The organism is Bordetella sp. H567 (assembly GCF_001704295.1).
Lineage (GTDB): Bacteria > Pseudomonadota > Gammaproteobacteria > Burkholderiales > Burkholderiaceae_B > Bordetella_C.
In genome coordinates this window covers 2,843,227-2,867,047 of sequence record NZ_CP012334.1, presented here as the reverse complement: position 1 = coordinate 2,867,047, position 23,821 = coordinate 2,843,227, and the positions used below count along the sequence as shown (strand labels likewise).

Genomic DNA, 23,821 nt, shown 5'->3' with positions numbered 1-23,821 from the left:
GGCCTAGATCCGTTTCTAGGCCGATCGGACACCTCCGGAGGGCGTAGCTTCCACCTTCGGACTACATCCGGCGGCATGTCCACGGCACGACGCGCGCAAAAAGTGTTGCGGCTAGTGCGGGGTCAGGCGGCAGGGGGGACCAGCATATCCGCGCCTCCCTGAAACAGCGGCACGATCTTGAACAGCTGGAATCGCCACTTCGTGTCGATGCCGCGTACGCAGTCCGCCGAAATATCCGCCACCAGGATCGGAGGCGCCGACGGCAATACGGGCCGTCCATCGTCGGCGTAGACGACCATGGATCCTTCGACGACGCCTCGATCCGCGCCAGCCGCGCGAGCGCGCAGATTGGCAACGAGATGCCGCACCAGGCGCGGCGTGCCTCGCCGGCGTCGATATTCGTAGTACGCGCCGATTGCGGCGCGGCCTTCCATGCGGTGGCCGCACATCAGATAGACGCAATCTTCGGTGTAATACTCCAGCGCCCGGGTTGCGTCGTTGGCATCGACGTCGCGCCAATAGTCAACGACGAGCTCCTTGAGCGCATTCTGCAGGATGAGGTCCTGGATGGCGGCCTGGTCCGTCACTTCATCATCTCCTTCCACCGCACCACCTGCGTCTTGATGAATTCGTCCATGTCCTGTGGTGATCCAGCCAGCGTTTCGGCGGCGGCTTCCTGGAGCATCTTCCGGAAATCCGGCTCGGCGAGCGATGCACGGATCGCCTCGTTCAGCTTGTGCACGACGTCTTCCCGCATGCCCTTGGGACCATTGATCCCATACCAGAGGGACATCTCGAAATTCGGATAGCCCTGTTCGGCGAACGTGGGCAGGTCCGGAACGGCTGCCGACCTCTCGCGGCCCGTGGCCGCCAGACCGCGCAGCCGGCCGTTCTGGAAGTAAGGACGCAGGGTCTGCACGCTAAGCAAGGTGGAGTCGACCTGCCCGCTCAGCAGATCGGTCAAGGCGGGTGCCGTTCCTTTGTAAGGGATATGCATCAGGCGCATGCCCGCCTGCCTGGCGAAGGCTTCCATGCCGTAGTTGGTGGCGCCTCCTTCCCCGAGCGATGCATAGGAGATCGCCCCAGGATTTTTCTTCGCGGCATCGACGTAGTCCTTGAGCGTGGTTCCCTTGAACTTGGGGCCCACGGCCAGCGCGACAGGCACCGACGCCAGCATCGCAACGGACGTGAATTGGCCAACGGGGTCGGCGTTGGGCGCTTGCAGCATCTTCACGGTGCTGTCCGACGACGTGACCACCAGCGTGTAGCCGTCCGGTGCCGCGCGCATGACATATTCCGCGCCGATCAAACCCGAGGCACCGGGCCGATTCTCGACGATGACGGATACGCCCAATCGCAAGGTGAGCTTCTGCGCCAACATTCGGCCAAGGTTGTCCGTCAACCCGCCGGGAGGCCATGGCACGACGATGGTGATGGGACGTTCGGGATAACCCGCAGCGTGGCTGGCGGAGACGCACAAAGACAAACACGCCGTGATGAGGGCGCACATCCAACGACATCTCATTTGATCCCCTTGATGCTTTGTTTGTCGAATGAAGCAGGACAATTTACTTGCAGCGTAGCGGGCCGGGCAATGGCGCTTATCACAATGCAATACGGCACCCCCCGGAAATACGTCAATTGATCCAGGGCACATGTTTATCTGCAACGTCGCGCCGGATTTGCCGGCATGGCTATTGGCGAGCCGCGGGTTGCGGGTCAATAATCAATGCCGCGACACAATGCGCAGATCCATCCCAAGGTCATTACCTCCAAGCTGGAAGAATCCCGCCATGCGAACCGTATTCAAGAACGCCACGATCATCGATTGCGTCAATCCCGAACCCAGGCCGCATGGCGTGGTGGTGGTAGAGGAGGGCAAGATCGCACAGGTATCGCAGACCGATTCGTTCACACCCGCGGACCAGGATGTCGTGACCGACCTGGAAGGTTCCTTCCTGCTGCCCGGGCTATGGGATGTACACATACACCCAGACTACCATCCCCTTTCCACGATGCCCTTGCCGGATCAAACGGCATTGTTCGGGCATAGGCTGCGATCGGCAATGTTCGACTCCGGCATCATGGGGTTTCGATGCGCCGGCTCGCACAACTACATGGACGTGGCATGGCGCAATGCCTTCGATTCGGGCCAGTTCGTCGGTCCGCGCTTGTTCGCCGCCGGCTATTTCCTGACCACGACGGGCGGACACTTTCTCACTTCCGGCCACGCGCTTGAATGCGATGGGCCCTATGGTTTCGTCAAGGCAATACGAGAGGGGATAAAAAACGGCGTCGACCATATCAAGTTGAACTTGTCCGGGGGGATCATTGGCCCCAAATGGGATCTGCACACGCAGTCCTTCTACCTGGACGAAGAGCTTCGGGCGGCCTTTGATATCTGCAAAACCCGCGGCTTCAAGATCATGGCGCACGCAACGCATCCGGGCGTCGTCAAGGAGGCGATACGACTGGGCGCGCACAGTATCGAGCATGGATACATCATGGACGACGAATGTATCGAACTGCTGCTCAAGCACGATGTCTGGCTGGTGCCGACGCTGGCCATCAGCCAATTGACACCGAGTCAGGCCACGAATAGATGGGAGTCGATGTTCGCCACCGGCCGTGGCTGGTCCCATGCGCTATGCTGCCGCGCGGAGGCGGCCGCGCCCGTGCACGCCGAGTGGTTCCAGAAGGCGCTCAAGGCGGGGGTGAAAATGGCCTTGGGCTCCGATATCCGGCCATTGAAGGATGCGGCGCTTCTGGAAATGGGCTTGTGGACCAGAAACGGCGCGTCGCCGTGGCAAACGCTGCAGGCGGCAACCAGGCATGGCGCCGCCATCTGCGGCGTCGGTGACGAACTGGGCACTATCGAGGTCGGCAAGACGGCCGACATGATCGTGGTGAAAGACGATCCGCTGAAAGATATCAACAATGTGCGCACGCTGGAGCTCGTCATAAAAAATGGCAAGATCATCAGCGACAAGCGCACCGGCGACCAGGTCACCGATGCATGAGCGCTTATTGCGGCTGCAAGCCGATCCTGGTGACGACCTGCTGCGACTTCGCCGATTCGGCGGCCAGGAATCTGGCCAGGTATTCCGGCGGCTGAGGGTCAAGGACCAGGCCGCGCATTTCGAGGTCCTTCTTCAGGGCCGGATCGTTCAATGACGCAATGGTCGCTTGCGACAAGACCTGTACCACCGCGGCGGGCGTGCCCTTGGGCGCCACCAGGGCGAACCAGGTGCCGCCGACGAATCCGGGCAGACCGCTTTCCGTCATGGTCGGGACATCGGGCAGCAGCGCCGAACGTTGGGGTGTCGCTATCGCCAGCGCCTTGACCTTGCCCGACTGGATCAGCGGGAGAACCGCCGGAACGGCGTCCAGCGTAACCTGGATCTGGCCCCCCATCAGGTCCGTCAGCGAAGGTGCGCTGCCGCGATAAGGCACATGTGTCATCTTGATGCCCGCCTGCAGATTCAGCCGCTCCGCCGCAAGATGGTTGGATGTGCCGCTGCCGTAAGACGAGAAATTGACCGCCCCGGGATGCGCCTTGGCGTAGGCGATCAATTCCCGCACAGTGTTGGGCGGGAAATCCTTGCTCACGACCAGCACGAACGGCACTTGCCCGATCATGGCGACCGGTGCGAAATCCTTCTCGGCGTCGTACGGCACGTCCTTCTTTGTCGCCTTGGCGATCGACAGCTCGGGCGAAGCAGCGAAAAGCAGGGTGTAGCCATCGGGCGGCGAGTTAACCACCATCCCCGCGCCGATCACGCCGCCGCCGCCGGCGCGGTTTTCCACGACAAAACTGCCCTTCATGCGCTCGCTCAGCGCCTTGGCCAGTATGCGGGCGGCGATATCGGTAGTGCCGCCCGCGGGATAGGCCACCACCATGCGTACGGGCCGCGCCGGATACGTTTCCGCGGCCGTCGCCGCGCTCGTGACCACGGACAGACCCGCCATCAGCACCAGCTTGAATAAGTTTTCAAACACGATGTTCCCCTTGTAGGCTTTGGAGCGCGGCACGGTGCCCGACCTTGCCTGCCGCAAGCCTATATCCTTAGAATATCGAATCACAATAGCGCATATTGCAATCCAATACGGGGTTTCCAGGCCTGCGTGGACGACCTCTCTATGCCGGCCTCGGTCCCGCCACTCAGGCAGACATGGACAGCACCGGCCTGTGCAGGCAGAGCGGGGGATAGTCCAACCATGGCGCGCAGTTACGGGAAAGTAATCGCGGAGCAAACCGACGGCGAGCCCGTGGATCACCTGTTCGTCAACTCGGTCGCGAAATGCTTCCTTGTCCTCGAAGCCTTCAACGGGGCGCAGCGGCCGTTGAGCCTGAAGGAGCTGACCCGGCTATCCGGCCTGGAGAAAAGCGCGGCGCAACGCCTCACGCACACCCTGCGGGTGCTGGGATACCTGCGTCAGGATCCGCGGACACGGGCCTACGTGCTGTCCTCGCGCCTGTTGGAGTTTGGCCATAGCGCGCTGGCGACGCATCTGGTTCGAGAGGCCGCCGAACCGCATCTTCGCGCCTTGAACCAGGCCACGCAGGAAACCGTCAACCTGATGGAGCTGGACGGAAGCGAGATAGTTTATGTGCTGCGCTTCCCCAGCAGCCACGCGGTAAGCGTCGATTTGCATGTGGGGTCGAGACTACCCGTGTTTTGCACGGCGGCAGGCCGCGCCTTTCTTACATGGCTGCCTGCGGAGCATGCCGATCGCCTGTTGGCCGGACCGCGCAAACCCATGACGCCGCATACCGTCACCGACCCGGATGCGTTGCGCGCCATCCTGGCGCGGGTCAAACGAGACGGATACACCGTGAACGACCAGGAAGCGTTCATTGGCGACATCTCGCTGGCCGCGCCGGTGTTCAATCGGGACGGCGAGATCGTCGCCGCCATCAACATCGCCGTTCCGTCGCCGCGCTGGAGCGTCGCGCGCGCGAAGAAGGAGCTTGTGCCATTGCTGCTGCAATCCGCGAGACGCATCAGCAATGCGCTCGCGGGTAAGCACTGATTCAAGTTGCAACGCGTCAGCGCCGCGACGAAAGCAGGGCGCCCAGCAGAACCCCGGCGCCGACGGCCACTGCGACGGTAGCCAGCGGGTTATTCGAGGCGCATTCACGCACCATATTCAATGCGTCCCCATAGGACTCCTGGGTGCGGCCGGCCAACTCGCGGGCCTTGCCCTTGAGCTGGGTGCCGGCATCGCCGGCCATTTCGCCAATGGCGTCTTGCGCCTTGCCAGCCCATTTCTGTGCGGTTCCTTCAGTCTTTTCCAGCATCGCGGTTCTCCTAGTCCAGCCGATTCGGCAGAAAGCCCGGGCCGCGCGGGAATGGCGCGGCGCCAGGGCACCCGCCTGTGCTACAGCAATGCCCGTGCCGGTCCATGAGGGCTTGCGGCGGCGCATGGAAGACTAGGCGCTCAGTCAATCTTGATGCCTGACGATTTGATGAGTTTTGTATAGGAGGCACGCTCCTCGTTCACCAGGGTCTGCAGATCCTGTGGGCTGCCGGGTAGGGGGACATTGCCCGTGGACGTCAATTGCGCGCGCAGCGCCTCGCCGGTCAGCGCCCTGTGCATGGCGGCGTTGATGCGCATGACGACGTCAGGCGGTGTATGGGCCGGGGCGAAGACGGCGAACCAGTTGCTCGCGGTGAAGTCCGGCACGCCGGCTTCGCTCACCGTAGGCAGGTCCGGCAGCAGGGTTTCCCTGGTGTTGCCGGTCGTGGCCAGTCCTCTGACCTTGCCGGATTTGACCAGGCTGAGCACCGTGGGCACGGAGTCGAACAGCAAATCGATGTTGCCGCCCGCCAGGTCCGTCAGGGCGGGCGTGGTGCCCTTGTAGGGGATGTGGCGAAGCTGTATGCCCGCGGCCTGCTGGAAGGCCGCGACGGCCAGGTGGGTGTTGGAACCATTGCCGGCCGAGCCTATGGTCAGCTCGCCCGGCTTCTGTTTCGCGTGCGCGATCAGGTCGGCCACCGTTTTGTAAGGCAGGTTGGGACGCGTCATCAGTACATAGTCGAAGCGCGCCACCGATCCCACCGGCACGAAGTCCTTTTCGGCATCGTAGGGCAGGCCGGTCATCAGCACGGGGTTGATGACGAACGTCGCCGCGCTGCCCAGGAACAGCGTGTAGCCGTTGGGCGGGCTGGAGGCCGCCGCGCGCGCCGCGATGGCGCCGCCCGCGCCAGGGCGGTTCTCGACGATCAGCGGCTGGCCCAAGGGGCCGGCGATTTCCGAGGCCAGGGCGCGGGCGATGAAATCGCTGCCGCCGCCAGGCGCGAAACCGACGATCAGGCGCGGTGGATGATCCGGAAAGCCGGCCTGGGCGCGCGCAACGGGGATGACGGTCGCCAGGGCGGCAGTGGCCAGGAGCCGGCGGCGCTGAAGGTCGATCATGGGGGTGTCTCCGTATGGGTGTATGTGTATTTATGGGTGCGATGGCGCGTCGGGGGCGGTGTAGGCGGCTCCGCAGCCGAACAATTCGACTATCCGCTCGGGCGCGTAGCCGAGTTCGGCCAGGACGGCACGGGTGTGCTCGCCGATGTGGGGGGCCGGCAGGCGCACGGCCGGCTCGAAGCCCGTCATGCGGATGGCCGGCCGGATCTCCCGTATCTCGCCCTGTGTCGGATGCTGTCCCCGGTACACCAGGCCAACGTCGGCCAGATGCGGATCGGCCAATAGCGACTCCAGCGTGTGGCAGGGCATGCAGGGGATGTCGTGCGCCAAGAGCAGCTCCACCACGTCATCCGTGTCGCGTTGCGCCAGCAGCTCGGCGCGGATGGCGAAGAATTCGGCGATATGGTCGATCCGCGATAGCGACGTGGCGAAGCGCGCATCGGCCGCCAGATCGGGGCGCCCCAGCGCGGTAAAGAATTTGTTCACCTGGGCATCGGTGTTGGTCGTGATGCACACATGGCCATCGCGGGTGCGCACGGGCCGGGCGTTGGCGTCCAGCAGGCGACGATCGCCCAGGCGGTCCGTGGGCGGCTCGAAACTGTGGCCGTACAGGTGTTCGCTCAGCAGCAGTCCGGCATAGCTCTCGAACATCGGCACTTCGATCACGCGGCCGCGCCCGTCACGCTCGCGGGCGAAAAGCGCGGCAAGGATGGCGTGCGCCACCATCAGGGCCGCGGTCCGGTCGATGACGACATAGGGCACGTAGCGCGGCTCGCCGTCCGCCCCCGACAACAGGCTGGCCAAGGCGGTGCCGCCCTGGAGGATGGAATCGTATGCGGGCCGGCCGGCATATCGGCCGTCGCTGCCGAAGCCCGCAATGCCGCAGTAAAGCAGGTTGGGGCGGCGGGCCATGAGCGTATCCGCGTCCACGCCCAGACGGCTTACCGCCGCGTTGCGCATGTTGTGCAGGAACACGTCCGCGGTGTCCACCAGTGTCAGCAGCGCCTCGCGGCCGCCCGGCTGCTTCAGGTCCAGGGAAATGCTGCGCTTGTTGCGGTTCATATGCATGAACTTGCCGGACATGCCGGGGGTTCTGGACCGCCCGGAGATCCAGCGGATGACATCGCCCGACTTCTCCTCCACCTTGATGACCTCGGCGCCGTAGTCCGCCAGCACCTGGGTGCAATAAGGGCCCACCACGGCCGAGGTCAGGTCCACCACCCGGATGCCGGCCAAGGGCATCGCCATGTCGGCCGATGTGGCCGCTGTCTGCGTGTCAGTCATGGATAGTTGATTTCGTCCACTAGATAGTTTAGTTTATCAACTACTTTGAACCATATCCTTAACCATGCGCACACGAATCACCACTATGCTGGGCATCGACCATCCCATCGTGCAGGCGGGGATGAGCTGGGCTTCGTCCTGCGCGGCGCTGCCGGCGGCGGTCTCCAACGCGGGCGGGCTGGGCGTGCTGGCCGCGGGGCCGCTGCGGCCCGAGGATTTCGGACGCGTGCTGGGCGAACTGGCCGACGCCACCCGCAAGCCCTACGCCGTGAATATTCCGCTATACCGCCCGGGCGCGGCCGAGATCCTGGACGCCATGCATAGCCGCCGCGTGCCGGTGGTGATCGCCTCGCAGGGAAGTCCCAAGGCGCATCTGGCGCGGTTCCGCGATATCGGCGCGACGTGGATACAGGTCGTGGCCACGCTGGAACACGCCAGGAAAGCCGCCGCAGCGGGTGTCGACGCACTGGTGGTCGTGGGCACGGAGGCCGGCGGGCACCCGCCGGCCAGCGAAGTCACCACCTTGGTCACGGTACGGCGTGTCCTGCAGGAAGTGTCCATTCCCGTCATCGCCAGCGGCGGCGTGGCGGACGGCTGGGGAATCGCCGCCTTGCTGGCGTTGGGCGCCGACGCCGTGCAGCTGGGCACCCGCTTCCTGCTGACGGAGGAAGCCACCGTGCATGCCAACTACAAGGCCGCCGTCCTGGCCGCGGACGTCCACGACACCGCCCTGGTCGGCCGCCGCGACCTGCCCATACGCGGTTTGCGCAACGCCTTCGCCCGCGCGATCTTCGACGCCGAACGCGATCAATTGGGGCAGGAGGAATACCTGGCCCTGTTCAAGAAAAGCACGCTGAAGCAGGCGGCGCTGGACGGCGACGTCGAGTGGGGCAGGGTGGAGCTGGGCCAGTCGGCCGGGCTGATCTCGCGCATCGAGCCCGCCGCCGCCGTCATGGACCGGCTGGTGCGCGAGCTGGCCGAGGCGACCGGCCGGCTGCACACGATGGCTGGCTGATTTTCAAGACACCCGAGACGAATCGACGAACCCATATGGAACACCTGCTCATTGAAGACCGCGGCGCGGTCCGTATCCTGACCCTGAACCGGCCCGAAAAGCACAATGCGCTGAATACGCGCCTGACCCAGGAGCTGCTGGACGGCCTGCGCGATGCGGACCGGGCGGCCGGTATCAACGCGGTCGTCCTGACCGGCGCCGGCAAGTCCTTTTGCGCGGGCGCCGATACCACCGAGTTTTCCGCGCTGACCCCGCAGGACCCGCAAGCAGTCAGCGCCCGGGCGGACTTGACCACCAGCCTGCACCTGGTGTTCTCGCAAATGAACAAGCCGGTGATTTCGGCCGTGCGGGGCAACGCGCTGGGCGGCGGCGCCGGCCTGGCCATCGCCTGCGATATGTGCGTGATGTCGGAAACCGTGCGCTACGGGTATCCCGAGCTGAAGCACGGGATCGTGGCCGCGGTGGTCATGGCCAACCTGGTTCGCCAGCTGGGCCGCAAGCAAGCCTTCGAGCTGGTCGCCCTGGCCGAGCCCCTGGATGGCCATGCCGCCAAGGCATGGGGGCTGTGCAACCGTGTCGTGCCCGATGACCAGGTATTGGATACGGCCTTGGAACTGGCCGCCAAGGTGGCGGGCTGGAGCCCCATCGCCATGGCCACGACCAAGCGCGCATTCCATCGCGCGGCGGACCTGGGCTTGGGCCAGGCGCTCGAAGTCGGCCGCGACGCCAACGTCATGATGCGCGGCTTTCGCAAGGAGCGGGCATGATTCCATCCCTGGGCGAGTCCGCGCGCGACGATAAGGGGGCGCAGCCATGAGACCCTTGGAAGGCATCAGCATCCTGGATTTGTCGCGCGTGCTCGCTTGCCCCTTCGCGTCCATGATCCTGGCCGAGCTGGGGGCCGAGGTCATCAAGGTCGAGCAGCCGGGCACCGGCGATGAAACGCGGGATTTCGAACCCGTGGTACAGGGCGATGCCGGCAAGGTATCGGCCTACTACATGGCCTTCAACCGCAGCAAGCGGTCCATTACGGTGAACCTGCGTTCGCCGGAAGGCCAGGATGTCGTTCGCCGGCTGGCCGCGAAGGCCGACGTCCTGCTGGAGAACTTTCCGGTCGGGACGATGAAGAAGTACGGACTGGACTATGCGGCGATGTCCGGCCTGAACAGCCGTATCGTCCATGTCAGCTGTACCGGCTTCGGCATGACGGGCCCGTACGCCAGGCGCAAGGGCTACGACACGGTATTCCAGGCCATGGGCGGCATCATGAGCTTGACGGGAGAACGGGGCGGCGGCCCGGTCAAGCCGGGTCTGCCGGTGGCGGATCTCAGTTCCGGTCTCTGGGTTTGCATCGCCATCCTGTCCGCCTTGGCGGGACGCGAGAAGACCGGCCACGGCTGCCATGTCGACTTTTCGATGTACGACGGGCAGGTTGGCTTGTTGTCGCTCGCGGCCGCCCGGTGGTTTACCTTGCGCGAAGTGCCCGAACGCCTGGGTACGGAGCATCCCGGCCGCATCCCGTCGGCCGCGTTCATCTGCGCGGACGGCAAGTGGGTGCAGATCACCGGCAGCGACCAGCACTGGGCGCCCTTGTGCAACCTGCTTGGCCTGGAAGCCTGGGGCGCGGATCCATCCCTGGCGCGCAATGCCGACCGCCTGGCGCGGCGCGAAGAGATCATGGCCGGCCTGCAGCAGGCGATACGCCGCCTGGACCGCGACGAACTATGCCGCCGCTGCGATGCGGCGGGCGTGCCGGCCGGCCCCATCCTGCAGGTGGACGAAGTGCTCGCCAACGAACACGTCGCCGCGCGGGGCATGGTGGTGGACTTCGAGCATCCGCTGATCGGGCGTTTCCCGGGACTGCGCGTGCCTTTGCGCTTTGACGGCATGGACGATCCGCAAGTGGGCCGTCCACCGCTGCTGGGCGAGCATACCGATGAAGTGCTGCGCGAAAAACTGGGCCTGGACGATGCCGCCATCGCGCGACTGCGCGGCGCGGGCGCGGTCTAGCTCGCGTCGCGCGCTACATCGCGAGCCGATAACCATAGAGGAGACACGACATGAACACGCTACGCCGCATCCTGCTCGCCCTGGCGCTTTGCATGATGCTGCCCAGGGCCATGGCTGCCGACGCCTATCCTTCGCATCCCCTGGTGTTGATCAATCCCTATGCGGTTGGCGGCCCGGCCGATCTGCTGGGCCGTGCGCTCGCCAAGGAGCTGGGCGAAGTTCTGGGGCAATCCGTCATCGTCGAAAACAAACCCGGCGGCGGGGCCAGCATAGGCACGGCCTATGTGGCCAAGGCCGCGCCGGACGGCTACACCTTGCTGCTGGGAACGGCCGCCGCGCACACCGTCACGCCGGCGGCCACCAAGGTGCCCTATAAAGGCATCGAGGACTTCGAGTTCGTCGGCATGGTGGCGAACGTGCCGAACATCCTCACCGTCCACCCGTCCGTCCCGGCGCACAACCTGAAGGAATTCATCGCCCTGGCCAGGTCGCAGCCCGGGAAACTGAACTACGCGTCGGCCGGCATGGGAAGCTCTCCGCATATCGCGGCGGAAATGTTCAAGTACTACGCCAAGGTGGACCTGGTCCATGTGCCCTACAAAGGCGCGGCGCCCGCGGTGAACGACATGGTGGCGGGTACCGTGGCCGTCGGGCTGCTGAACATCTCGGCTGTTTTGCCGTTTATCAAAGCCGGGAAGCTGCGCGCGCTGGCGTACGCCAACAAGGAGCGCTCGCCGGACTTGCCTGACGTGCCGACCTTCGCGGAAGCCGGCCTTTCCGACATGGTGTCGGGCAGCTGGTACAGCCTGGCCGTGCCCGCGGGCACGCCCGCCGCCGTCGTCGACAAGCTGGCGCAGGCCTTGAAGACGGTGCAGGAACGGCCGGAATTCAAGAAGATCCTGGCGGCCCAGAACGCCATCGCGATGCCGCAGCAAAAGCAGCAGGCCACCGACTATATCCGCGCCGACGGCGAGCAGCTTGCCGCGCTGGTGAAGGCGACCGGCATGAAACTACAAGACTGAAGGACAGGAATGAGCACGCTACCCGTATTCGACACACTGCAGCTGGAACTGGAAGGCGGGATCGCCACCCTCTGGCTGAATCGTCCCGACAGCCGCAATGCGCTGAACCTGCGCATGTGCCACGAGATCACCGCGGCCTGCGAGGCCCTGGAAGAAAACGAAGCCGTGCGGGTGGTCGTCCTGCGCGCCCGCGGCGTGGCGTTTTGCGCCGGCGCGGACTTGAAGGAGCGGCAGGGCATGAGTGCGGCCGACATGGTGGCGCGGCGCGTGGACGGCTTTACCGCCTACGCCGCGCTCGAGGCCTTGTCCAAGCCCCTGATTGCCGCCGTGCACGGCGCGGCTTTTGGCTCCGGTTGCGAAATCGCGGCCGCCTGCGACTTCGTCCTGGCCACCGCGCAGGCGGCCTTCAAGTATCCGGAGGTCGGGTGGGGGACGGTCGGCGCGACCCAGCGCTTGCCGCGCATCGTCGGCCGCCGCATGGCCAAGGAATTGCTTTTTACCGGCAGGACGGTGGACGCGCAGGAGGCGCTCCAGCTAGGGCTGGTGAACCATGTGTACGCGCCGCCTGAATTCGAGGCCGCCGTCATGGACCTGGCCCAGCGCATCGCGGCAGCCAATCCGCTTACGGTCCGGTTGACCAAGCAAAGCATCGACGACGGGCTGGATACCACGCGCGAAGGCGCCATGGCGATCGAGCTGCTGGCCATCCAGCGCAACCTGCGGCACAGCGACTGGCAGAAGGCGATCTCGGCCTTCGGCAAGAAGGAGAAGGGCGATGCGGCTTCTTGACGATGATGGCGTACCCGTCCCGGCGACGCTGGCGCAGGTCCTGAAAGCGACTGAACGCGAGCGATCGAATCAGGAGGCCTATGTCGGACCAGGCGAACGCCTCAGCTGGACTGCCCTGCGCCAGGAGAGCCGGCGCCTGGCGGCCGCGCTGCACAGGGCAGGCATCGGCAAGGGCGACCACGTAGGGCTGATGCTGGGTAATTCGGGCCTGTGGATCGCGGCTTTCTTTGCCTGCGCCTCCATCGGCGCCGTCACCGTTCCCGTGAACACTCGCTTCAAGATCGAAGAATTGCAGTTCTGCCTGAAGCAGGCCGATGTCAAACTGCTGCTGTATGCCGATAATTTCCTGGGCATAGACTTTACCGGGCTGCTGCGACAGGCGGAACCCGCCATCGATCGCGGCTTGCCCGGCGATGCGCTTGCCCGCTTGCGTGCCGCCGTCATGGTGGGCGAGGGCAGAGCCCCGCAGGGATTGCAGACCTTGGAGGAATTCCTGTCAGCCGGCAAGGGCGTTTCGGACCAGGAGCTGGACAGCCTCGCCGACGCTGTTACGCCGCGGGATGTCCTGTTGATCCAGTACACCTCGGGCACGACCTCCTTCCCCAAGGGCGTGATGCTCAGCCATCACAACATGCTCGGCGACGCGGCCGCCGTGGCGCGGCGCCTGGGCGTGACGCCCGAAGACCGCTACTTCAGCATCCGGCCTTTCTATCATGTCGCGGGCAGCACCTTGTCCGTGCTGGTCACCTTGGTGACGGGTTGCTGCCTGCTGAGCCTGCCCAGGTTCGACGTCAAGCAGACGCTGGACGTCCTGGAAACGGAGCGCTGCACGCTGACCTCGGGCAACGACACGATTTTCCTGATGATGATGGGGCACGCCGACTTCGATCCCGAACGCATCCACCTGAAAGGCGGATGGGCGGCGGCCGGGCCGGAAGTCATGCAGAAGATCCGCGATGTCATGCGCGTGCCGCATATCTGCAATGCCTATGGCCAATCCGAGGCTTCGCCCAACGTGCTGGTCAGCGACCGGGACGACCCCTTCGAACTGCGTCGCGACGGCTTCATGCTGCCTCATCCGGGCGTCCAGGTGCGCCTGGCGGATCCGGATACCGGCGCCGCCATCGCGCCGGGCACGGGCCAGGGTGAAATCCAGGTGCGCGGCTGGAACGTCATGCGTGGCTACTACAACCTGCCGGAAGCGACGGCTCGCGCCTTTACCGCGGATGGCTGGCTGCGTACCGGCGACATGGGCGAGCAGCGCGCGGACGGCCGCACGCGCATGGTGGGACGGCTCAAGGACATGTTCCGCGTCGGGGGAGAGAACGTCGCCCCGGCCGAAGTGGAGGAAGTCCTGCATGGCCATCCTGCGGTGCAGATGGCGCAGGTGATCGGCGTACCGGACGCGCGCCTGGGCGAGGTGGCGGGCGCCTTCATCCTGCTGAAGCCGGGACAGCAGAGCAACTGCGAGGAACTCATCGCCTGGTGCCGGGCGCGCTGCGCCAACTTCAAGGTGCCGCGCTATATGGCCCTGGTGGACACCTTCGAGAACATCGGCATGACGGGCAGCAGCAAGGTGCAAAAGAACAAACTGCGGGAATACGCGGTCAAGCTCTGGAAAATCGAACGTGATACGGTGGCCTCATGAATGAAGGCAATAGTGGCAACGCGGATGCCGCCCGCGAAGGGGACTCCCGGACGTCTGCGCTGGAACAGGACGGCCGCGCCGTCGTGCTGTGCGAATGCTTCGCCCGCGACGGCTTGCAGCATGAACCGGATTTCCTGCCGACCGCCACCAAGGTGGCGCTGGTGCAGCGCTTCGCGGATATCGGCTTCGCCCGGGTGGAAGCCACCTCGTACAGCAACCCCAAGGTGGTGCCGCAGTTCGCTGACGCGACCGACATGCTGCGCACGCTGCCGCGCCGTCCCGGCGTCTTCTACAAGGCCACCTGCGCCAACGTGCGCGCGGTCGAACGCGCCCTGGCCGATGCCCAGGCCGGCTTCGGCGCCAACGAAATCAGCCTGCTGGTCTCCGCCACGGAATCTCACTCCATGAAGAACCTGGCCCGCGGCCGGGCGGATCAGTGGGTCAACATCGGGCAGATGGCCGTGGCGGCCGCGGGCCGCTTCCGGCTGATCGGCACGATCTCCATGGCCTTCGGGTGCCCCTTCGAAGGCAAGGTGGACCCGGCGGCGGTGATCGAGGACGTGGGCCGCATGCGCGAGGCCGGCGTACGCCACGTGACGTTAGGCGACACGACGGGGACCGCGACGCCGGTGAGCACGCGCGCGCTGTTTCGCCGCATGATGGCGGAGTACCCGGACGTCGTGCCCGTCGCGCATTTTCACGATACGCGCGGCACCGGCCTGGCCAATTACGTCGCCGCCCTGGAGGCGGGCGTGCGGCATTTCGACTGCGCCTTCGGCGGCGTGGGCGGCCATCCGGCCAAGGTCCGCTACGGCGGCGGCCATACCGGCAACGTCTGCACGGAGGACCTGGTGGATCTCTTCGAGAACATGGGGGTTAACACAGGCATCGACCTGGACAGGCTGCTGTCCACCGTACAGGCCTGTGAAGAGGCCCTGGGCAGAACGCTGCAGGGAAGGGTGGCCCGCAGCGGCCTCAATCCCTTGCGTACCGCCACAGATATTAGACTCGGCCAACCATGAGCATCGAACCCGCTACTCGAACGAAAATGTCAGCTGAAGCCCCGTCGTCCCAGGCGGCGAACGCGCGCGCGCGTAATTTCAAGGAACTGGTTTCCTTTCGCCTGAATATCCTTGCCAGTACCTGGAGCCGTCTCGCCGCCGAAACCAACCAGCGCGAGTTCGGCCTGGATCCGCGCGAATGGCGCATCGTCGGCATGTTGGGGGCCTACGCGCCGATGTCCTTGCAGGGCCTGGCACGGGAAGTCAATCTGGACAAGAGCCAGGCCAGCCGCACGGTGTCCGACATGATCGAACGCGGCCTGCTGCAGCGGGATTCGGACGAGAGCGACGGCCGCGGCGTGCAGCTGAGCCTGACGCCGCAGGGAAAGGCGCTCTACCGCAAAGTATTTCCCCGCGCGGTCAAGCGCAACGAGGAACTGCTGTCGGTGCTCAGCGAGGAAGAGCGCGCGGTATTGGATCGCGCGCTCGACGTGCTGACCGTCCATGCGCAGAAAACCCTGGCGAAGTCGCGCGAGACAGGCGGGCGCGGAAGATAGGGGGCCGTGGCTCTCGCCACGGGGCCGACGGTTTACGTGCCGTAGTCGCCGGCGGCTTCGGGCTGGTACAGGATCTCCGCGACGGTGCCGCGGTGCACCACGCGGTCCGGCCCTTGCCATTGGATCGTCTGGCCCATACGGCAACCGATCAGGCTCAGGCCCAGTGGGGACAGCACGGAGATATCGCCGTGACCCGCATCGGCCTCGGCGGGATAGACCAGCCTGAGCGCACGTTCCTGGCCCGCATCGTCACGCAAACGGATGCGCGTACGCATCGTGACGATATCCGGCGGAACTGCCCGGCCGGGCAGGATGGGTGTCGTGTCGAGCAAATCGTGCGCGTCATGGCTGGCTTCGACGTAGCCGCGAGCGGTCAGCCGCGTCAACAGGCCCGCGAGACGGGCATGGTCGAGTTCGGTGAGTATGCGTTCATGGAGGGGGGCGTGCATGGATCGCTCCGTAAGGTCGTGCGCCGCACGGCGGTGCGGCACGGCTTTGCGCGGGCGGGGCCCGACGACCTGGAGGAATGCGCTTGGGGAAGGGTGCTGCGGGTCGCCGGGCTCAAGCATGTGCGGCAAAAGCCGCGGCCGGTCCGGTCTTATGGGGTTGGGGCGGGCAGGCGCACGCCAGCCTGGTCCGCTGTAGCGGGCCGGCGCCAGCGATGAGAACGTGCACGGCATGCCTGGAAGTCATGGCGGCCATTGTAGGTTGTCCGCGACCAAGCGTCCAATTTCGTAGGCGGATTTTCCTGAAACGCGAACTCCGCATGTGACATCTAAGTACGTGCCAGGCGGAATTCCGCCTGCGCGCGGGCAACGCCGCGCCCCCCTCATGCTCGGAGATTCGAATGAAAGCGATACATGCCTGTTTGTCTCTGTCCCTCGCCCTGGCGGCCGGCGCCGCGCTGGCGCAATCGGCGGCACCGACGGACCCGCAGATAGCGGCGATCGTCGTGGCGGCCAACCAGGTGGACATCGATGCCGGGAAGCTGGCGCAGTCCAAGACCAAATCCAAGGCCGTGAAGGACTTCGCACAGCAGATGGTGACCGACCACGGCGCGGTCAACAAAGCGGCCGGAGAGCTCGTCCAGAAATTGGGCGTCAAGCCCGAAGCGAACCCGACCAGCCAGGGGCTGCAGCAGGGTGGCGACAAGAATATGGCGCAGTTGAAAACCCTGAGCGGGTCGGCCTTCGACAAGGCCTATGTTACGCATGAAGTGGCCTACCACGAAGCCGTCATCCAGGCGCTCGATACGACCTTGATCCCGAATGCGCAGAACGCCGAGCTCAAGGCCCTGCTGATCAAGGTGCGCCCCGCGTTCATGGCCCATCTGGAGCATGCCAAACACCTCCAGGCGCAGCTGGGCAATGGCTGAACCTCGTATCCCCGCAAGGCGAACGCCAGCCCGGGCGTGGCTGCTTGCGAGCCTGCTGGCCCTTGTGTGGACCCTCTTGCCGCGCAGCGCCCTTGCCCATGATGATGGCCACGCGACGGCGACCACGCATGTCGTCACCCTGGAGGGCATGCAATTCGTCCCCGCCACGCTGGAGGCCAAGCCCGGCGAGCGTATCGAATGGGTGAACAAGGACCTGGTTCCCCACACGGTCACCTCCACCTTCGGCGCCTTCGATTCCCACAGCATCGCGCCTGGTGCATCGTGGACGTACACTGCCGACAAGCCCGGCAGCTATCCCTATACATGCCAGTTCCATCCTGGGATGCTGGGGACAGTGGTCGTACGGTAACGGAGCAGGGGGGCCATGCCATGACCATTGCAACCGCAGGCGCCGATCCGCTTGCCGCGGGGGACGACCTGGCGCTGGCCCGTCGCATCGCGGGCGGCGATGCCGCGGCCTTCGAGCTGATGATGCGCCGCCATAACCGCCGGCTTTACCGGCTCGCGCGCGGGACACTGCGCAGTGATATGGAAGCCGAAGACGCGCTGCAGGAAGCGTATTTTCAGGCTTATCGATCCATGGACAAGTTCCGTGGGGAATCGTCGCTTTTCACATGGTTGTCGCGGCTGCTGTTAAACGAGTGCTTTGGCCGGCTGCGCAAGTACGAACGCCGCGACAGGCTGGTTCCCATTGCCGCTGATATCGAAAGGGAGGCGGATGCGATGGCCAGTGCCGATTCGAATCCACCGTACCACGCCGCCGCGCGCACCGAGCTGCGCGCCTTGCTGGAGGCCCGGCTGGATCAGCTGCCGGAGGCCTATCGCACGGTATTCATGTTGCGCTCCGTGGAGGAAATGACCGTGGAGGAAACGGCGGCCTGCCTCTGCATACCGGAAGCGACGGTTCGCAGCCGGCATTTCCGCGCCAACGCTTTGTTGCGTGAACTGCTGTCCCGCGACATGGACCTGACCGCGCAGGACTTGTTCGAGTTCGATGGCGACAACTGCGACCGTATCGTCGCGGCAACGCTCGCGCGGGTGTTCGGTGGAAACACGCTACCCTGAACGCTTACACATGAACCGATGCCTGGTACTTGGCTACCGCCTCGTCAAGGGTGTAAAGCAAGCGCTCGCGGCCCAGCGTTCTACCCAATGGCGACCTCCTTACCATTTCCAGCACGCCGGGGTTAAGGCCCACCATCCACAGCGTTACGCCGGCGTCATGCAATTTTTTCTCCGCATCGTTCATCATCCTCAGCGCCGTGTACTCGATATCGAATACGCCGCCAAGGTCGAGCACCACAACCCTGGGATTGGCCGCGTCGATCAACTGACGCATTTTCTGCCCGATGTTGTCCGCATTGGCAAAGAAGATCCGTCCTTCCGGCCGCAGCAACAACATGCCCGGGAAAGCCTCGTCGCCGGCATGCGCCGCGGATTCGGGGCGGAATATCTGCGTATTCGGCTTGCGCCGCAGCACGTGTACGGGAGGGTTCGAGACCTGATAGGCAAGGGATGCAAGTGAAACGATGATGGCGACGAATATTCCTTGCAGCGTGCCTAGCAGCACAACGCCGCCCAGCGCCACCAGTGCCCATACCAACTCCATCCGTCGCACGCTGACGATGGCGCGGAAGTCCGCCGGGCTGAACAGGCCGACCGAATACACGATGACCACCGCCGCCAATGTCGCGTGCGGCATCAGGCCAATCAGCGGCGCCAAGAGCATCATCACGCCAAGCGAGACCGTGGCAGTGACCAATTCCGCCGCCTGGGTGCATACGCCGGCGTGGAAGTTCACGGCGGTCTGGCTGGTTCCGCCGCCGGCGGGCATGGCGCCGAACAGCGCGCCGCCCGCATTCGCGAAGCCCGTGGCCAGCAATTCCCGATTGGCATCGGGCGATGGCGCGCGGTCTCGCAGGAACGCGCGGCCGGCCGCGATGGTCTCGGTGAAACTCATCAGCGCGATGCCCAGGGCTATCGGCCAGAGCTGCCCGACAAGCGCCAGCTCGGGCAAGGTCAAGGACGGCAAACCGATCGGGACGTAGCCCACGGTTTCGACGCCGTGATCCGGAAGGTGCAGCAGGGCGGAGCCGGCGATTGCGCCTGCCACGATCAAGAGCGCGGCGGGGACGCGCGGCAGGAATCGCGTCACAGCGAGGAGGGCGCCAAACGTGATCACGCCCACGAGGAAAGTCGGCACGGAGGCCTGCGGAATGCCCTGGCCGATCGCCATCACATTGGACAGAAATGCGCTTTTCGGAATGTGGATACCCAGCAGCTTTGGTATCTGATCGACGACGATGACGATCGCGATACCAGCCTTGAACCCGATCAGCACGGGCTCGGAAATGAAGTTGGCCAGGAACCCCAGCCGCAGGAACGAAGCCAGTACCAGCGCGATCCCGACCAACATCGTCAGCGTGGCCGTGGCGGCCACGAGGGCCGCGGCATCGCCGCCGGGCGCGGCGCGATCGATCGCGGTCGCCGTCAGGATGGCAAGCGTCGTGGTCGTGCTGACACTGAGCGTCCTGGATGTGCCGAACAGCGCGTAGATCGCCATCGGCAGGAACGCCGTGTACAGGCCCACCTGCACGGGCAATCCCGCCACGGTGGCGTAGGCGAGCGCCTTGGGAATGACGACGGTCGCCGCCGTCAGCCCGGCGACCAGGTCGGGCTTGGCCCAGGCTTTCCGGTAATGGCGTATCCATTCCGGCAGCGGAATACGCGGGCCATCGGCAGAGCGACTTGATGTATCGCGGACCATGGAATCGACCCCACGTCGGCACGTCTGTTTTCAGAACTTCTGGGGGATGAACCTGAACGCATAGTCCGGTTCACGGTAGTCGCCGGGCTTTTGTCGCTTGGGCAGCTTGACCTTGTGCCTGGGCATGGCCTTGTACGGGATGCTCGATAGAAGGTGGCTGATGATGTTCAGGCGCACACGCTTCTTGTCGTCGGATTGCGCCACGAACCATGGCGACAACTCGGTGTCGGCGGCCCGGAACATGGCGTCCCGTGCCCGCGAGTAGTCATACCAGCGGCTATACGACTTCAGGTCCATCTTCGTAAGCTTCCAGACTTTCCGCTCGTCATTGATACGCGCCTCCAGCCTGCGCGTCTGCTCGTCGGCACTGACTTCCAGCCAGTATTTGAGCAGGATGACGCCGGAACTGATGATCGCCCGCTCGACCAGCGGCACGACCTTCAGGAAAGACTCCACCTGTTCCGGCGTACAGAACCCCATGACGCGCTCGACACCCGCACGGTTGTACCAGCTGCGATCAAAAATCACGACTTCGCCGGCCGCGGGTAGATGCGGCAGGTAGCGTTGCACGTACATCTGCGTTTTTTCGCGATCATTGGGTGCGGGCAGGGCGACGACGCGGAATACCCGGGGGCTGACGCGCTCGGTGATCGCCTTGATCGTTCCGCCCTTGCCGGCGCCGTCACGCCCTTCAAACAGGATGCAGATCTTGGCGCCTGTCTGTACGACCCATTCCTGAAGCTTGACCAGTTCCACGTGCAGCTGCGCCAACTCCTGGTCGTATTGCTTGCCCGACAGCCCTTTGGGCGCGGGCGCCCGGTCTGCCTTAGACGCCTTCTTTGGATCGTTCATGATGGGCTCCCCAGAAGATCCGTGTCGCGCGGCGCCGTAGGCCGTTCACGTATCAGGCCCGCGCCGCGCCGGCAGGCGCCCGTCGCGCCCCCGGGGCCCAATGCGCCGACAAGATTGGAGGGAGAGCCGAGTACTGCCGCTACATGTGACTATATATCGGCTGTGATGGGGCTCATATCTGGCTTACCCGTAGCAAGACGCCGTACGTCGCGTGCCCTCGGCATCGTGGCGGCCGTGCGCCAGGGCGCCGGCGGACGGCTATATGCTGCTGATGGGGTCCGTCAGCACCCACGCCGTCAACAAATGGCTGTACAAAACCCTGCCGTACGACCCGGTGAATGATTTTGAACCCGTCGTGCTGCCGACGGTTTGCGTAAATTTGTTCCCGCTTTGTGCGTAATTTTGTTCCTGTCCCTACCTACCCACTTCTGGGAAAACCGCGCCCGTATCGCGGCTGTCGAACTGCGCCGAAGCTGAAAACTCGCACGACAGCGAGTTCGACGGGTTAGGGGCGTTCGTTCTTTGGCATCGGGATCGACTGGTCACCTAAGTTGAGATCTTGCTGCTAAAACCTCACCTAACTTGAGAGCAGCCGTAGTTACATTTTCTTCGCTGATGAGGGTTTCTGTCCGGCAGCCCGGGAAATAGAATTCACACTTTCGAGCTTCGCGAAACAACTCCATGATCCGCCGTACCCCGTTCGCCTGTTCCGCCACCCTGGGTTTTGTCCTGCTAGGCGGTTGCGTCTACCACCCGCCCGCCAACCAGATGGACCGCTACGCGAAAAGTATGGTCGGTCATAACCTGAACGAGGTCACCTCGCGGTTCGGCCCCGAAGATCACCAGGGCGGTTCGGCCACCTATCCCAACATCGGCACCCCACAAAACCCCCGCTACGCGCACGCCTGGAGCCGATACGGCTCTACCCAGCGCCAGCGCTTCGTCCAGACCGGAACGGCGTCGACAGGCAGCACGCTGGTCGGGATGCTTCCTGCCGGTGGCGGCCAAGGCCAGACCCCGATCTACCAGGAAAATACCGCGCCAACGGGTTATTACACCCAACAAGGCGAAACGTGCATCATGACCTTCATCACCGACGCCCAAAAGACCATCGTGTCTTCCTACCTGCAAGGCGGCTACTGCGACAAGCTGTTCCTTGGTGGCGATCGTTAGCGGCTGTCACGCTGCGTGTTCGGTCTCTTCGGTGGGGTGCCACTGTACGAGGTCGCGCCCGAGTGGGCTGACATGAAGCGTGCCATGCACCTGGCTGTATTGCCGCGTGGAGGACTCACGACGCCAACGAGCTACCTGACGATACCGTGCAGGATGATGTGCGCGTATTCGCGCGCGATTTCGCTCGCGGTCTGTTTGCCCGAAGGACGATACCAGCGGGCCAGCCAGTACACCGAGGAAATCACCACTCGGACCACCGCGTTGGGGCTGTCGGCATGAAAGACACCGGCAGCCACGCCCTCGTGCACGATATTACGGATGGTGTTCTCGTAATTGACCCGCCATTCGATGGCGATGTCGCGCATGCTGGGCTCACGCAGGTTGGCGAAGCGGGTCAGCAATACCTGGAATGAGGCCTGGTGCTGCTCGAAGAACTGCGCCTGCGCCTCCAGGAAGGCCATCAGCCGGTCTTGCGGCGACTGGTGCGCGGCCACGGCCTGCTCGACGGACTCGCTCAGCTCCCTTACCGTCGACACGACGATGGTGCCGAGTATCGTTTCCTTGCGATCGAAGTAGTGATACAGCGCCGTCTTGGACAAACCGACCGCGTCCGCGATGTCTTGCAAGGAAACCGAGTTGTAGCCTTCGTCTGCGAAAAGCCGCGCTGCCGTTTCCAGGATTTCTTCCTTGCGCGGTGTACGGTGCACGGCCGGCCGGCCGCGTTTTTTCGGAGCGGTTTTTTTCTCTGCCATGGACGAAGAAGGCAAGGGCGTTGCGCCGGTGGCATATGATAGCTGCAAACGGCGCGGCCCCGATCCGACGGACCGCGCCGATTCAAAGCGTGGCCTACTGCGGCTCGATGCCGGCTGATTTCACCAGATCGGCCCAGCGCTTGATCTCGGTCTGCTGGAATTGCGCGAGGTCCTGCGGCGTGCCCGGGAAGGGCTTCCAGGCGTTCTGGCCAAAGAACTGCGCGGCCTCCGGCGATTTCATGATGGGCACGATAAGGGAGTTCAGCTTGGCGACAACTTCGGGCGGTGTGCCCTTGGGCGCGAAGGCCGCGAGCCAGCCGCTCGCCTGGTAGCCCTTGATGCCCTGTTCGGCGATCGTCGGGATATCTTCATAGCCGGGCATGCGGGATGTCGTCGACACGCCCAGGGCCTTGAGCTTGCCGGCGCGCACCAGGGGCATCACCGCGGGCGCGTCGCCGAACACCATGGTGATCTGCCCGCCGATCAGATCGGTAATGGCCATCGTCAGCGCCTTGTACGGCACCGACAGGATGTTGATGCCGGTCAACTCCTTCAGCACCTCGCCGCCGGAGCGGGACGACGAATTGCCCCAGCCGAACGACAGCTTGCCGGGATGCTTCCTGGCGTCCGCGACCAGGTCCTGCACATTGTTGTAGGGCGAATTGGGCGCCACGACCAGCGTCACGCCGCCGATGATGATGCCCGAGATGGGAACGAAGTCGTTCACGGGATCGTAGGGCAGCTTTTTGAACAGGCTGAGATTCGCGGCGTGGGTCGTATTGGACCCGATGACGATGGTGTAGCCGTCCGCCGGCTGTCGCAACACATGCTGTATGCCGATGAAACCCTCGGCGCCAGGCATGTTCTGCACGATCACGGGCTGTTTGGTGGCGTCCGTGATGTGCTTGGCCAGGAATCGACCGGTCTGGTCTGTGGTGGTGCCGGCCCCGAATGGCACCACGATGGTGATGGGCCTGCTCGGGTAGTCCGCTGCCGAAGCCTTGCCCTGGACTTGGGATTGGGCTTGGGCGCCTGCGACGGACGCGGCGCCCAGGGCCAGCGCGCCTAGCAATAGCCAGTCCCTGGCTTTCAAAAAAGCTCGCATAGCGTGTCTCCTCGTTATCCTGCGCTGGGG

The 23,821-nt window shown here is 64.5% G+C and carries 25 protein-coding genes; 14 read left to right on the top strand and 11 right to left on the bottom strand.

What is annotated here, in order from left to right; translation table 11 throughout:
• Positions 1 to 122: 122 nt before the first annotated feature.
• Together AKI39_RS12920 and AKI39_RS12915 are read right to left on the bottom strand one after the other, a co-directional pair.
• On the bottom strand, positions 123 to 587 hold the full coding sequence (locus tag AKI39_RS12920) for a nuclear transport factor 2 family protein (RefSeq protein ID WP_066636477.1): 465 nt from the start codon (positions 585 to 587) through the stop codon (positions 123 to 125).
• A complete protein-coding gene (locus tag AKI39_RS12915; protein WP_158515175.1) occupies positions 584 to 1,381 on the bottom strand; it encodes a tripartite tricarboxylate transporter substrate binding protein in 798 nt (265 codons plus the stop codon). The genes AKI39_RS12920 and AKI39_RS12915 overlap by 4 nt, the downstream gene beginning before the upstream one ends.
• 553 nt (positions 1,382 to 1,934) lie before the next feature.
• Here AKI39_RS12915 and AKI39_RS12910 point away from each other — a divergent pair.
• The gene (locus AKI39_RS12910) at positions 1,935 to 3,020 is read left to right on the top strand and encodes an amidohydrolase family protein (protein ID WP_158515174.1); all 1,086 of its coding nucleotides are present in this window, start codon (positions 1,935 to 1,937) and stop codon (positions 3,018 to 3,020) included.
• Positions 3,021 to 3,024: 4 nt separating this feature from the next.
• Here the strand turns inward: AKI39_RS12910 and AKI39_RS12905 are convergent, their stop codons facing one another.
• Positions 3,025 to 3,999, bottom strand: a complete 975-nt coding sequence (locus AKI39_RS12905) for a Bug family tripartite tricarboxylate transporter substrate binding protein (RefSeq protein WP_145925266.1) — start codon at positions 3,997 to 3,999, stop codon at positions 3,025 to 3,027.
• 126 nt (positions 4,000 to 4,125) lie between these two features.
• Between AKI39_RS12905 and AKI39_RS12900 the strand changes: the two genes are divergently transcribed.
• The gene (locus AKI39_RS12900; RefSeq protein WP_145925265.1) at positions 4,126 to 5,034 is read left to right on the top strand and encodes an IclR family transcriptional regulator; all 909 of its coding nucleotides are present in this window, start codon (positions 4,126 to 4,128) and stop codon (positions 5,032 to 5,034) included.
• 16 nt (positions 5,035 to 5,050) lie between these two features.
• On the opposite strand, the gene AKI39_RS12895 is transcribed toward AKI39_RS12900, so the two are convergent.
• The 3 genes from AKI39_RS12895 to AKI39_RS12885 all read right to left on the bottom strand — a co-directional run bounded on the left by AKI39_RS12895 (position 5,051) and on the right by AKI39_RS12885 (position 7,704).
• Positions 5,051 to 5,302: a CsbD family protein gene (locus AKI39_RS12895; protein ID WP_066636466.1), complete on the bottom strand. Its 252-nt coding sequence runs from the start codon at positions 5,300 to 5,302 to the stop codon at positions 5,051 to 5,053.
• 140 nt (positions 5,303 to 5,442) lie between these two features.
• Positions 5,443 to 6,420 (bottom strand): Bug family tripartite tricarboxylate transporter substrate binding protein, encoded by a 978-nt coding sequence (locus AKI39_RS12890; RefSeq protein WP_066636464.1) that lies wholly within the window; start codon positions 6,418 to 6,420, stop codon positions 5,443 to 5,445.
• A 30-nt stretch (positions 6,421 to 6,450) separates the two neighbouring features.
• Positions 6,451 to 7,704 (bottom strand): CaiB/BaiF CoA transferase family protein, encoded by a 1,254-nt coding sequence (locus tag AKI39_RS12885; RefSeq protein ID WP_083228818.1) that lies wholly within the window; start codon positions 7,702 to 7,704, stop codon positions 6,451 to 6,453.
• A gap of 64 nt (positions 7,705 to 7,768) precedes the next feature.
• On the opposite strand from AKI39_RS12885, the gene AKI39_RS12880 reads away from it, so the two are divergent.
• The 8 genes from AKI39_RS12880 to AKI39_RS12845 are packed head-to-tail and all read left to right on the top strand — an operon-like array spanning position 7,769 to position 15,746.
• Complete coding sequence (locus AKI39_RS12880) at positions 7,769 to 8,719, top strand: NAD(P)H-dependent flavin oxidoreductase (protein WP_066636462.1); 951 nt, start codon at positions 7,769 to 7,771, stop codon at positions 8,717 to 8,719.
• A gap of 35 nt (positions 8,720 to 8,754) precedes the next feature.
• The gene (locus AKI39_RS12875; protein WP_066636459.1) at positions 8,755 to 9,486 is read left to right on the top strand and encodes an enoyl-CoA hydratase/isomerase family protein; all 732 of its coding nucleotides are present in this window, start codon (positions 8,755 to 8,757) and stop codon (positions 9,484 to 9,486) included.
• Between the two features lie 46 nt (positions 9,487 to 9,532).
• A complete protein-coding gene (locus AKI39_RS12870) occupies positions 9,533 to 10,729 on the top strand; it encodes a CaiB/BaiF CoA transferase family protein (protein ID WP_066636451.1) in 1,197 nt (398 codons plus the stop codon).
• 50 nt (positions 10,730 to 10,779) lie between these two features.
• Positions 10,780 to 11,751, top strand: a complete 972-nt coding sequence (locus AKI39_RS12865; protein ID WP_066636450.1) for a Bug family tripartite tricarboxylate transporter substrate binding protein — start codon at positions 10,780 to 10,782, stop codon at positions 11,749 to 11,751.
• A 9-nt stretch (positions 11,752 to 11,760) separates the two neighbouring features.
• On the top strand, positions 11,761 to 12,540 hold the full coding sequence (locus AKI39_RS12860) for an enoyl-CoA hydratase/isomerase family protein (protein ID WP_066636447.1): 780 nt from the start codon (positions 11,761 to 11,763) through the stop codon (positions 12,538 to 12,540).
• Positions 12,527 to 14,188: an AMP-binding protein gene (locus AKI39_RS12855; protein WP_066636445.1), complete on the top strand. Its 1,662-nt coding sequence runs from the start codon at positions 12,527 to 12,529 to the stop codon at positions 14,186 to 14,188. The genes AKI39_RS12860 and AKI39_RS12855 overlap by 14 nt, the downstream gene beginning before the upstream one ends.
• Positions 14,185 to 15,210 carry a hydroxymethylglutaryl-CoA lyase gene (locus AKI39_RS12850; RefSeq protein ID WP_083228817.1) on the top strand — a complete coding sequence of 342 codons (1,026 nt, stop codon included), beginning with the start codon at positions 14,185 to 14,187 and terminating at the stop codon, positions 15,208 to 15,210. Before AKI39_RS12855 ends, AKI39_RS12850 begins: the two co-directional genes overlap by 4 nt.
• 26 nt (positions 15,211 to 15,236) lie before the next feature.
• Complete coding sequence (locus tag AKI39_RS12845) at positions 15,237 to 15,746, top strand: MarR family winged helix-turn-helix transcriptional regulator (RefSeq protein ID WP_066636443.1); 510 nt, start codon at positions 15,237 to 15,239, stop codon at positions 15,744 to 15,746.
• Between the two features lie 32 nt (positions 15,747 to 15,778).
• On the opposite strand, the gene AKI39_RS12840 is transcribed toward AKI39_RS12845, so the two are convergent.
• Complete coding sequence (locus AKI39_RS12840; RefSeq protein ID WP_066636435.1) at positions 15,779 to 16,195, bottom strand: GreA/GreB family elongation factor; 417 nt, start codon at positions 16,193 to 16,195, stop codon at positions 15,779 to 15,781.
• Between the two features lie 398 nt (positions 16,196 to 16,593).
• Here AKI39_RS12840 and AKI39_RS12835 point away from each other — a divergent pair, with 398 nt between their 5' ends.
• Genes AKI39_RS12835 through AKI39_RS12825 form a run of 3 tightly spaced genes read left to right on the top strand, consistent with a single transcriptional unit; the run spans position 16,594 to position 18,207 of the window.
• Positions 16,594 to 17,121, top strand: a complete 528-nt coding sequence (locus AKI39_RS12835) for a DUF4142 domain-containing protein (RefSeq protein WP_066636433.1) — start codon at positions 16,594 to 16,596, stop codon at positions 17,119 to 17,121.
• Complete coding sequence (locus AKI39_RS12830) at positions 17,114 to 17,491, top strand: cupredoxin domain-containing protein (RefSeq protein WP_066636430.1); 378 nt, start codon at positions 17,114 to 17,116, stop codon at positions 17,489 to 17,491. The genes AKI39_RS12835 and AKI39_RS12830 overlap by 8 nt, the downstream gene beginning before the upstream one ends.
• 20 nt (positions 17,492 to 17,511) lie before the next feature.
• A complete protein-coding gene (locus AKI39_RS12825; protein ID WP_066636429.1) occupies positions 17,512 to 18,207 on the top strand; it encodes an RNA polymerase sigma factor in 696 nt (231 codons plus the stop codon).
• A 4-nt stretch (positions 18,208 to 18,211) separates the two neighbouring features.
• On the opposite strand, the gene AKI39_RS12820 is transcribed toward AKI39_RS12825, so the two are convergent.
• Together AKI39_RS12820 and ppk2 are read right to left on the bottom strand one after the other, a co-directional pair.
• Complete coding sequence (locus tag AKI39_RS12820; protein ID WP_066636426.1) at positions 18,212 to 19,909, bottom strand: SulP family inorganic anion transporter; 1,698 nt, start codon at positions 19,907 to 19,909, stop codon at positions 18,212 to 18,214.
• Positions 19,910 to 19,939: 30 nt separating this feature from the next.
• On the bottom strand, positions 19,940 to 20,761 hold the full coding sequence (gene ppk2, locus AKI39_RS12815; RefSeq protein ID WP_066636423.1) for a polyphosphate kinase 2: 822 nt from the start codon (positions 20,759 to 20,761) through the stop codon (positions 19,940 to 19,942).
• Between the two features lie 681 nt (positions 20,762 to 21,442).
• On the opposite strand from ppk2, the gene AKI39_RS12810 reads away from it, so the two are divergent.
• Entirely contained in the window at positions 21,443 to 21,934 is a 492-nt protein-coding gene (locus AKI39_RS12810; RefSeq protein ID WP_066636421.1) for a hypothetical protein, read from the top strand.
• Between the two features lie 131 nt (positions 21,935 to 22,065).
• Here AKI39_RS12810 and AKI39_RS12805 read toward each other — a convergent pair whose 3' ends face one another.
• Together AKI39_RS12805 and AKI39_RS12800 are read right to left on the bottom strand one after the other, a co-directional pair.
• Positions 22,066 to 22,641: a TetR/AcrR family transcriptional regulator gene (locus AKI39_RS12805; RefSeq protein ID WP_158515173.1), complete on the bottom strand. Its 576-nt coding sequence runs from the start codon at positions 22,639 to 22,641 to the stop codon at positions 22,066 to 22,068.
• A 139-nt stretch (positions 22,642 to 22,780) separates the two neighbouring features.
• Positions 22,781 to 23,791, bottom strand: a complete 1,011-nt coding sequence (locus AKI39_RS12800; RefSeq protein WP_066636416.1) for a Bug family tripartite tricarboxylate transporter substrate binding protein — start codon at positions 23,789 to 23,791, stop codon at positions 22,781 to 22,783.
• Positions 23,792 to 23,821: the final 30 nt, after the last annotated feature.

Bases quoted from the DNA above. Each gene is read 5' to 3' on its own strand.
- AKI39_RS12915 (WP_158515175.1), bottom strand. From the start codon at position 1,381: ATGTTGGCGCAGAAGCTCACCTTGCGATTGGGCGTATCCGTCATCGTC.
- AKI39_RS12895 (WP_066636466.1), bottom strand. From the start codon at position 5,302: ATGCTGGAAAAGACTGAAGGAACCGCACAGAAATGGGCTGGCAAGGCG.
- AKI39_RS12890 (WP_066636464.1), bottom strand. From the start codon at position 6,420: ATGATCGACCTTCAGCGCCGCCGGCTCCTGGCCACTGCCGCCCTGGCG.
- AKI39_RS12885 (WP_083228818.1), bottom strand. From the start codon at position 7,704: ATGACTGACACGCAGACAGCGGCCACATCGGCCGACATGGCGATGCCC.
- AKI39_RS12880 (WP_066636462.1), top strand. From the start codon at position 7,769: ATGCGCACACGAATCACCACTATGCTGGGCATCGACCATCCCATCGTG.
- AKI39_RS12875 (WP_066636459.1), top strand. From the start codon at position 8,755: ATGGAACACCTGCTCATTGAAGACCGCGGCGCGGTCCGTATCCTGACC.
- AKI39_RS12870 (WP_066636451.1), top strand. From the start codon at position 9,533: ATGAGACCCTTGGAAGGCATCAGCATCCTGGATTTGTCGCGCGTGCTC.
- AKI39_RS12865 (WP_066636450.1), top strand. From the start codon at position 10,780: ATGAACACGCTACGCCGCATCCTGCTCGCCCTGGCGCTTTGCATGATG.
- AKI39_RS12860 (WP_066636447.1), top strand. From the start codon at position 11,761: ATGAGCACGCTACCCGTATTCGACACACTGCAGCTGGAACTGGAAGGC.
- AKI39_RS12855 (WP_066636445.1), top strand. From the start codon at position 12,527: ATGCGGCTTCTTGACGATGATGGCGTACCCGTCCCGGCGACGCTGGCG.
- AKI39_RS12850 (WP_083228817.1), top strand. From the start codon at position 14,185: ATGAATGAAGGCAATAGTGGCAACGCGGATGCCGCCCGCGAAGGGGAC.
- AKI39_RS12845 (WP_066636443.1), top strand. From the start codon at position 15,237: ATGTCAGCTGAAGCCCCGTCGTCCCAGGCGGCGAACGCGCGCGCGCGT.
- AKI39_RS12840 (WP_066636435.1), bottom strand. From the start codon at position 16,195: ATGCACGCCCCCCTCCATGAACGCATACTCACCGAACTCGACCATGCC.
- AKI39_RS12835 (WP_066636433.1), top strand. From the start codon at position 16,594: ATGAAAGCGATACATGCCTGTTTGTCTCTGTCCCTCGCCCTGGCGGCC.
- AKI39_RS12830 (WP_066636430.1), top strand. From the start codon at position 17,114: ATGGCTGAACCTCGTATCCCCGCAAGGCGAACGCCAGCCCGGGCGTGG.
- AKI39_RS12825 (WP_066636429.1), top strand. From the start codon at position 17,512: ATGACCATTGCAACCGCAGGCGCCGATCCGCTTGCCGCGGGGGACGAC.
- AKI39_RS12820 (WP_066636426.1), bottom strand. From the start codon at position 19,909: ATGGTCCGCGATACATCAAGTCGCTCTGCCGATGGCCCGCGTATTCCG.
- ppk2 (WP_066636423.1), bottom strand. From the start codon at position 20,761: ATGAACGATCCAAAGAAGGCGTCTAAGGCAGACCGGGCGCCCGCGCCC.
- AKI39_RS12810 (WP_066636421.1), top strand. From the start codon at position 21,443: ATGATCCGCCGTACCCCGTTCGCCTGTTCCGCCACCCTGGGTTTTGTC.
- AKI39_RS12800 (WP_066636416.1), bottom strand. From the start codon at position 23,791: ATGCGAGCTTTTTTGAAAGCCAGGGACTGGCTATTGCTAGGCGCGCTG.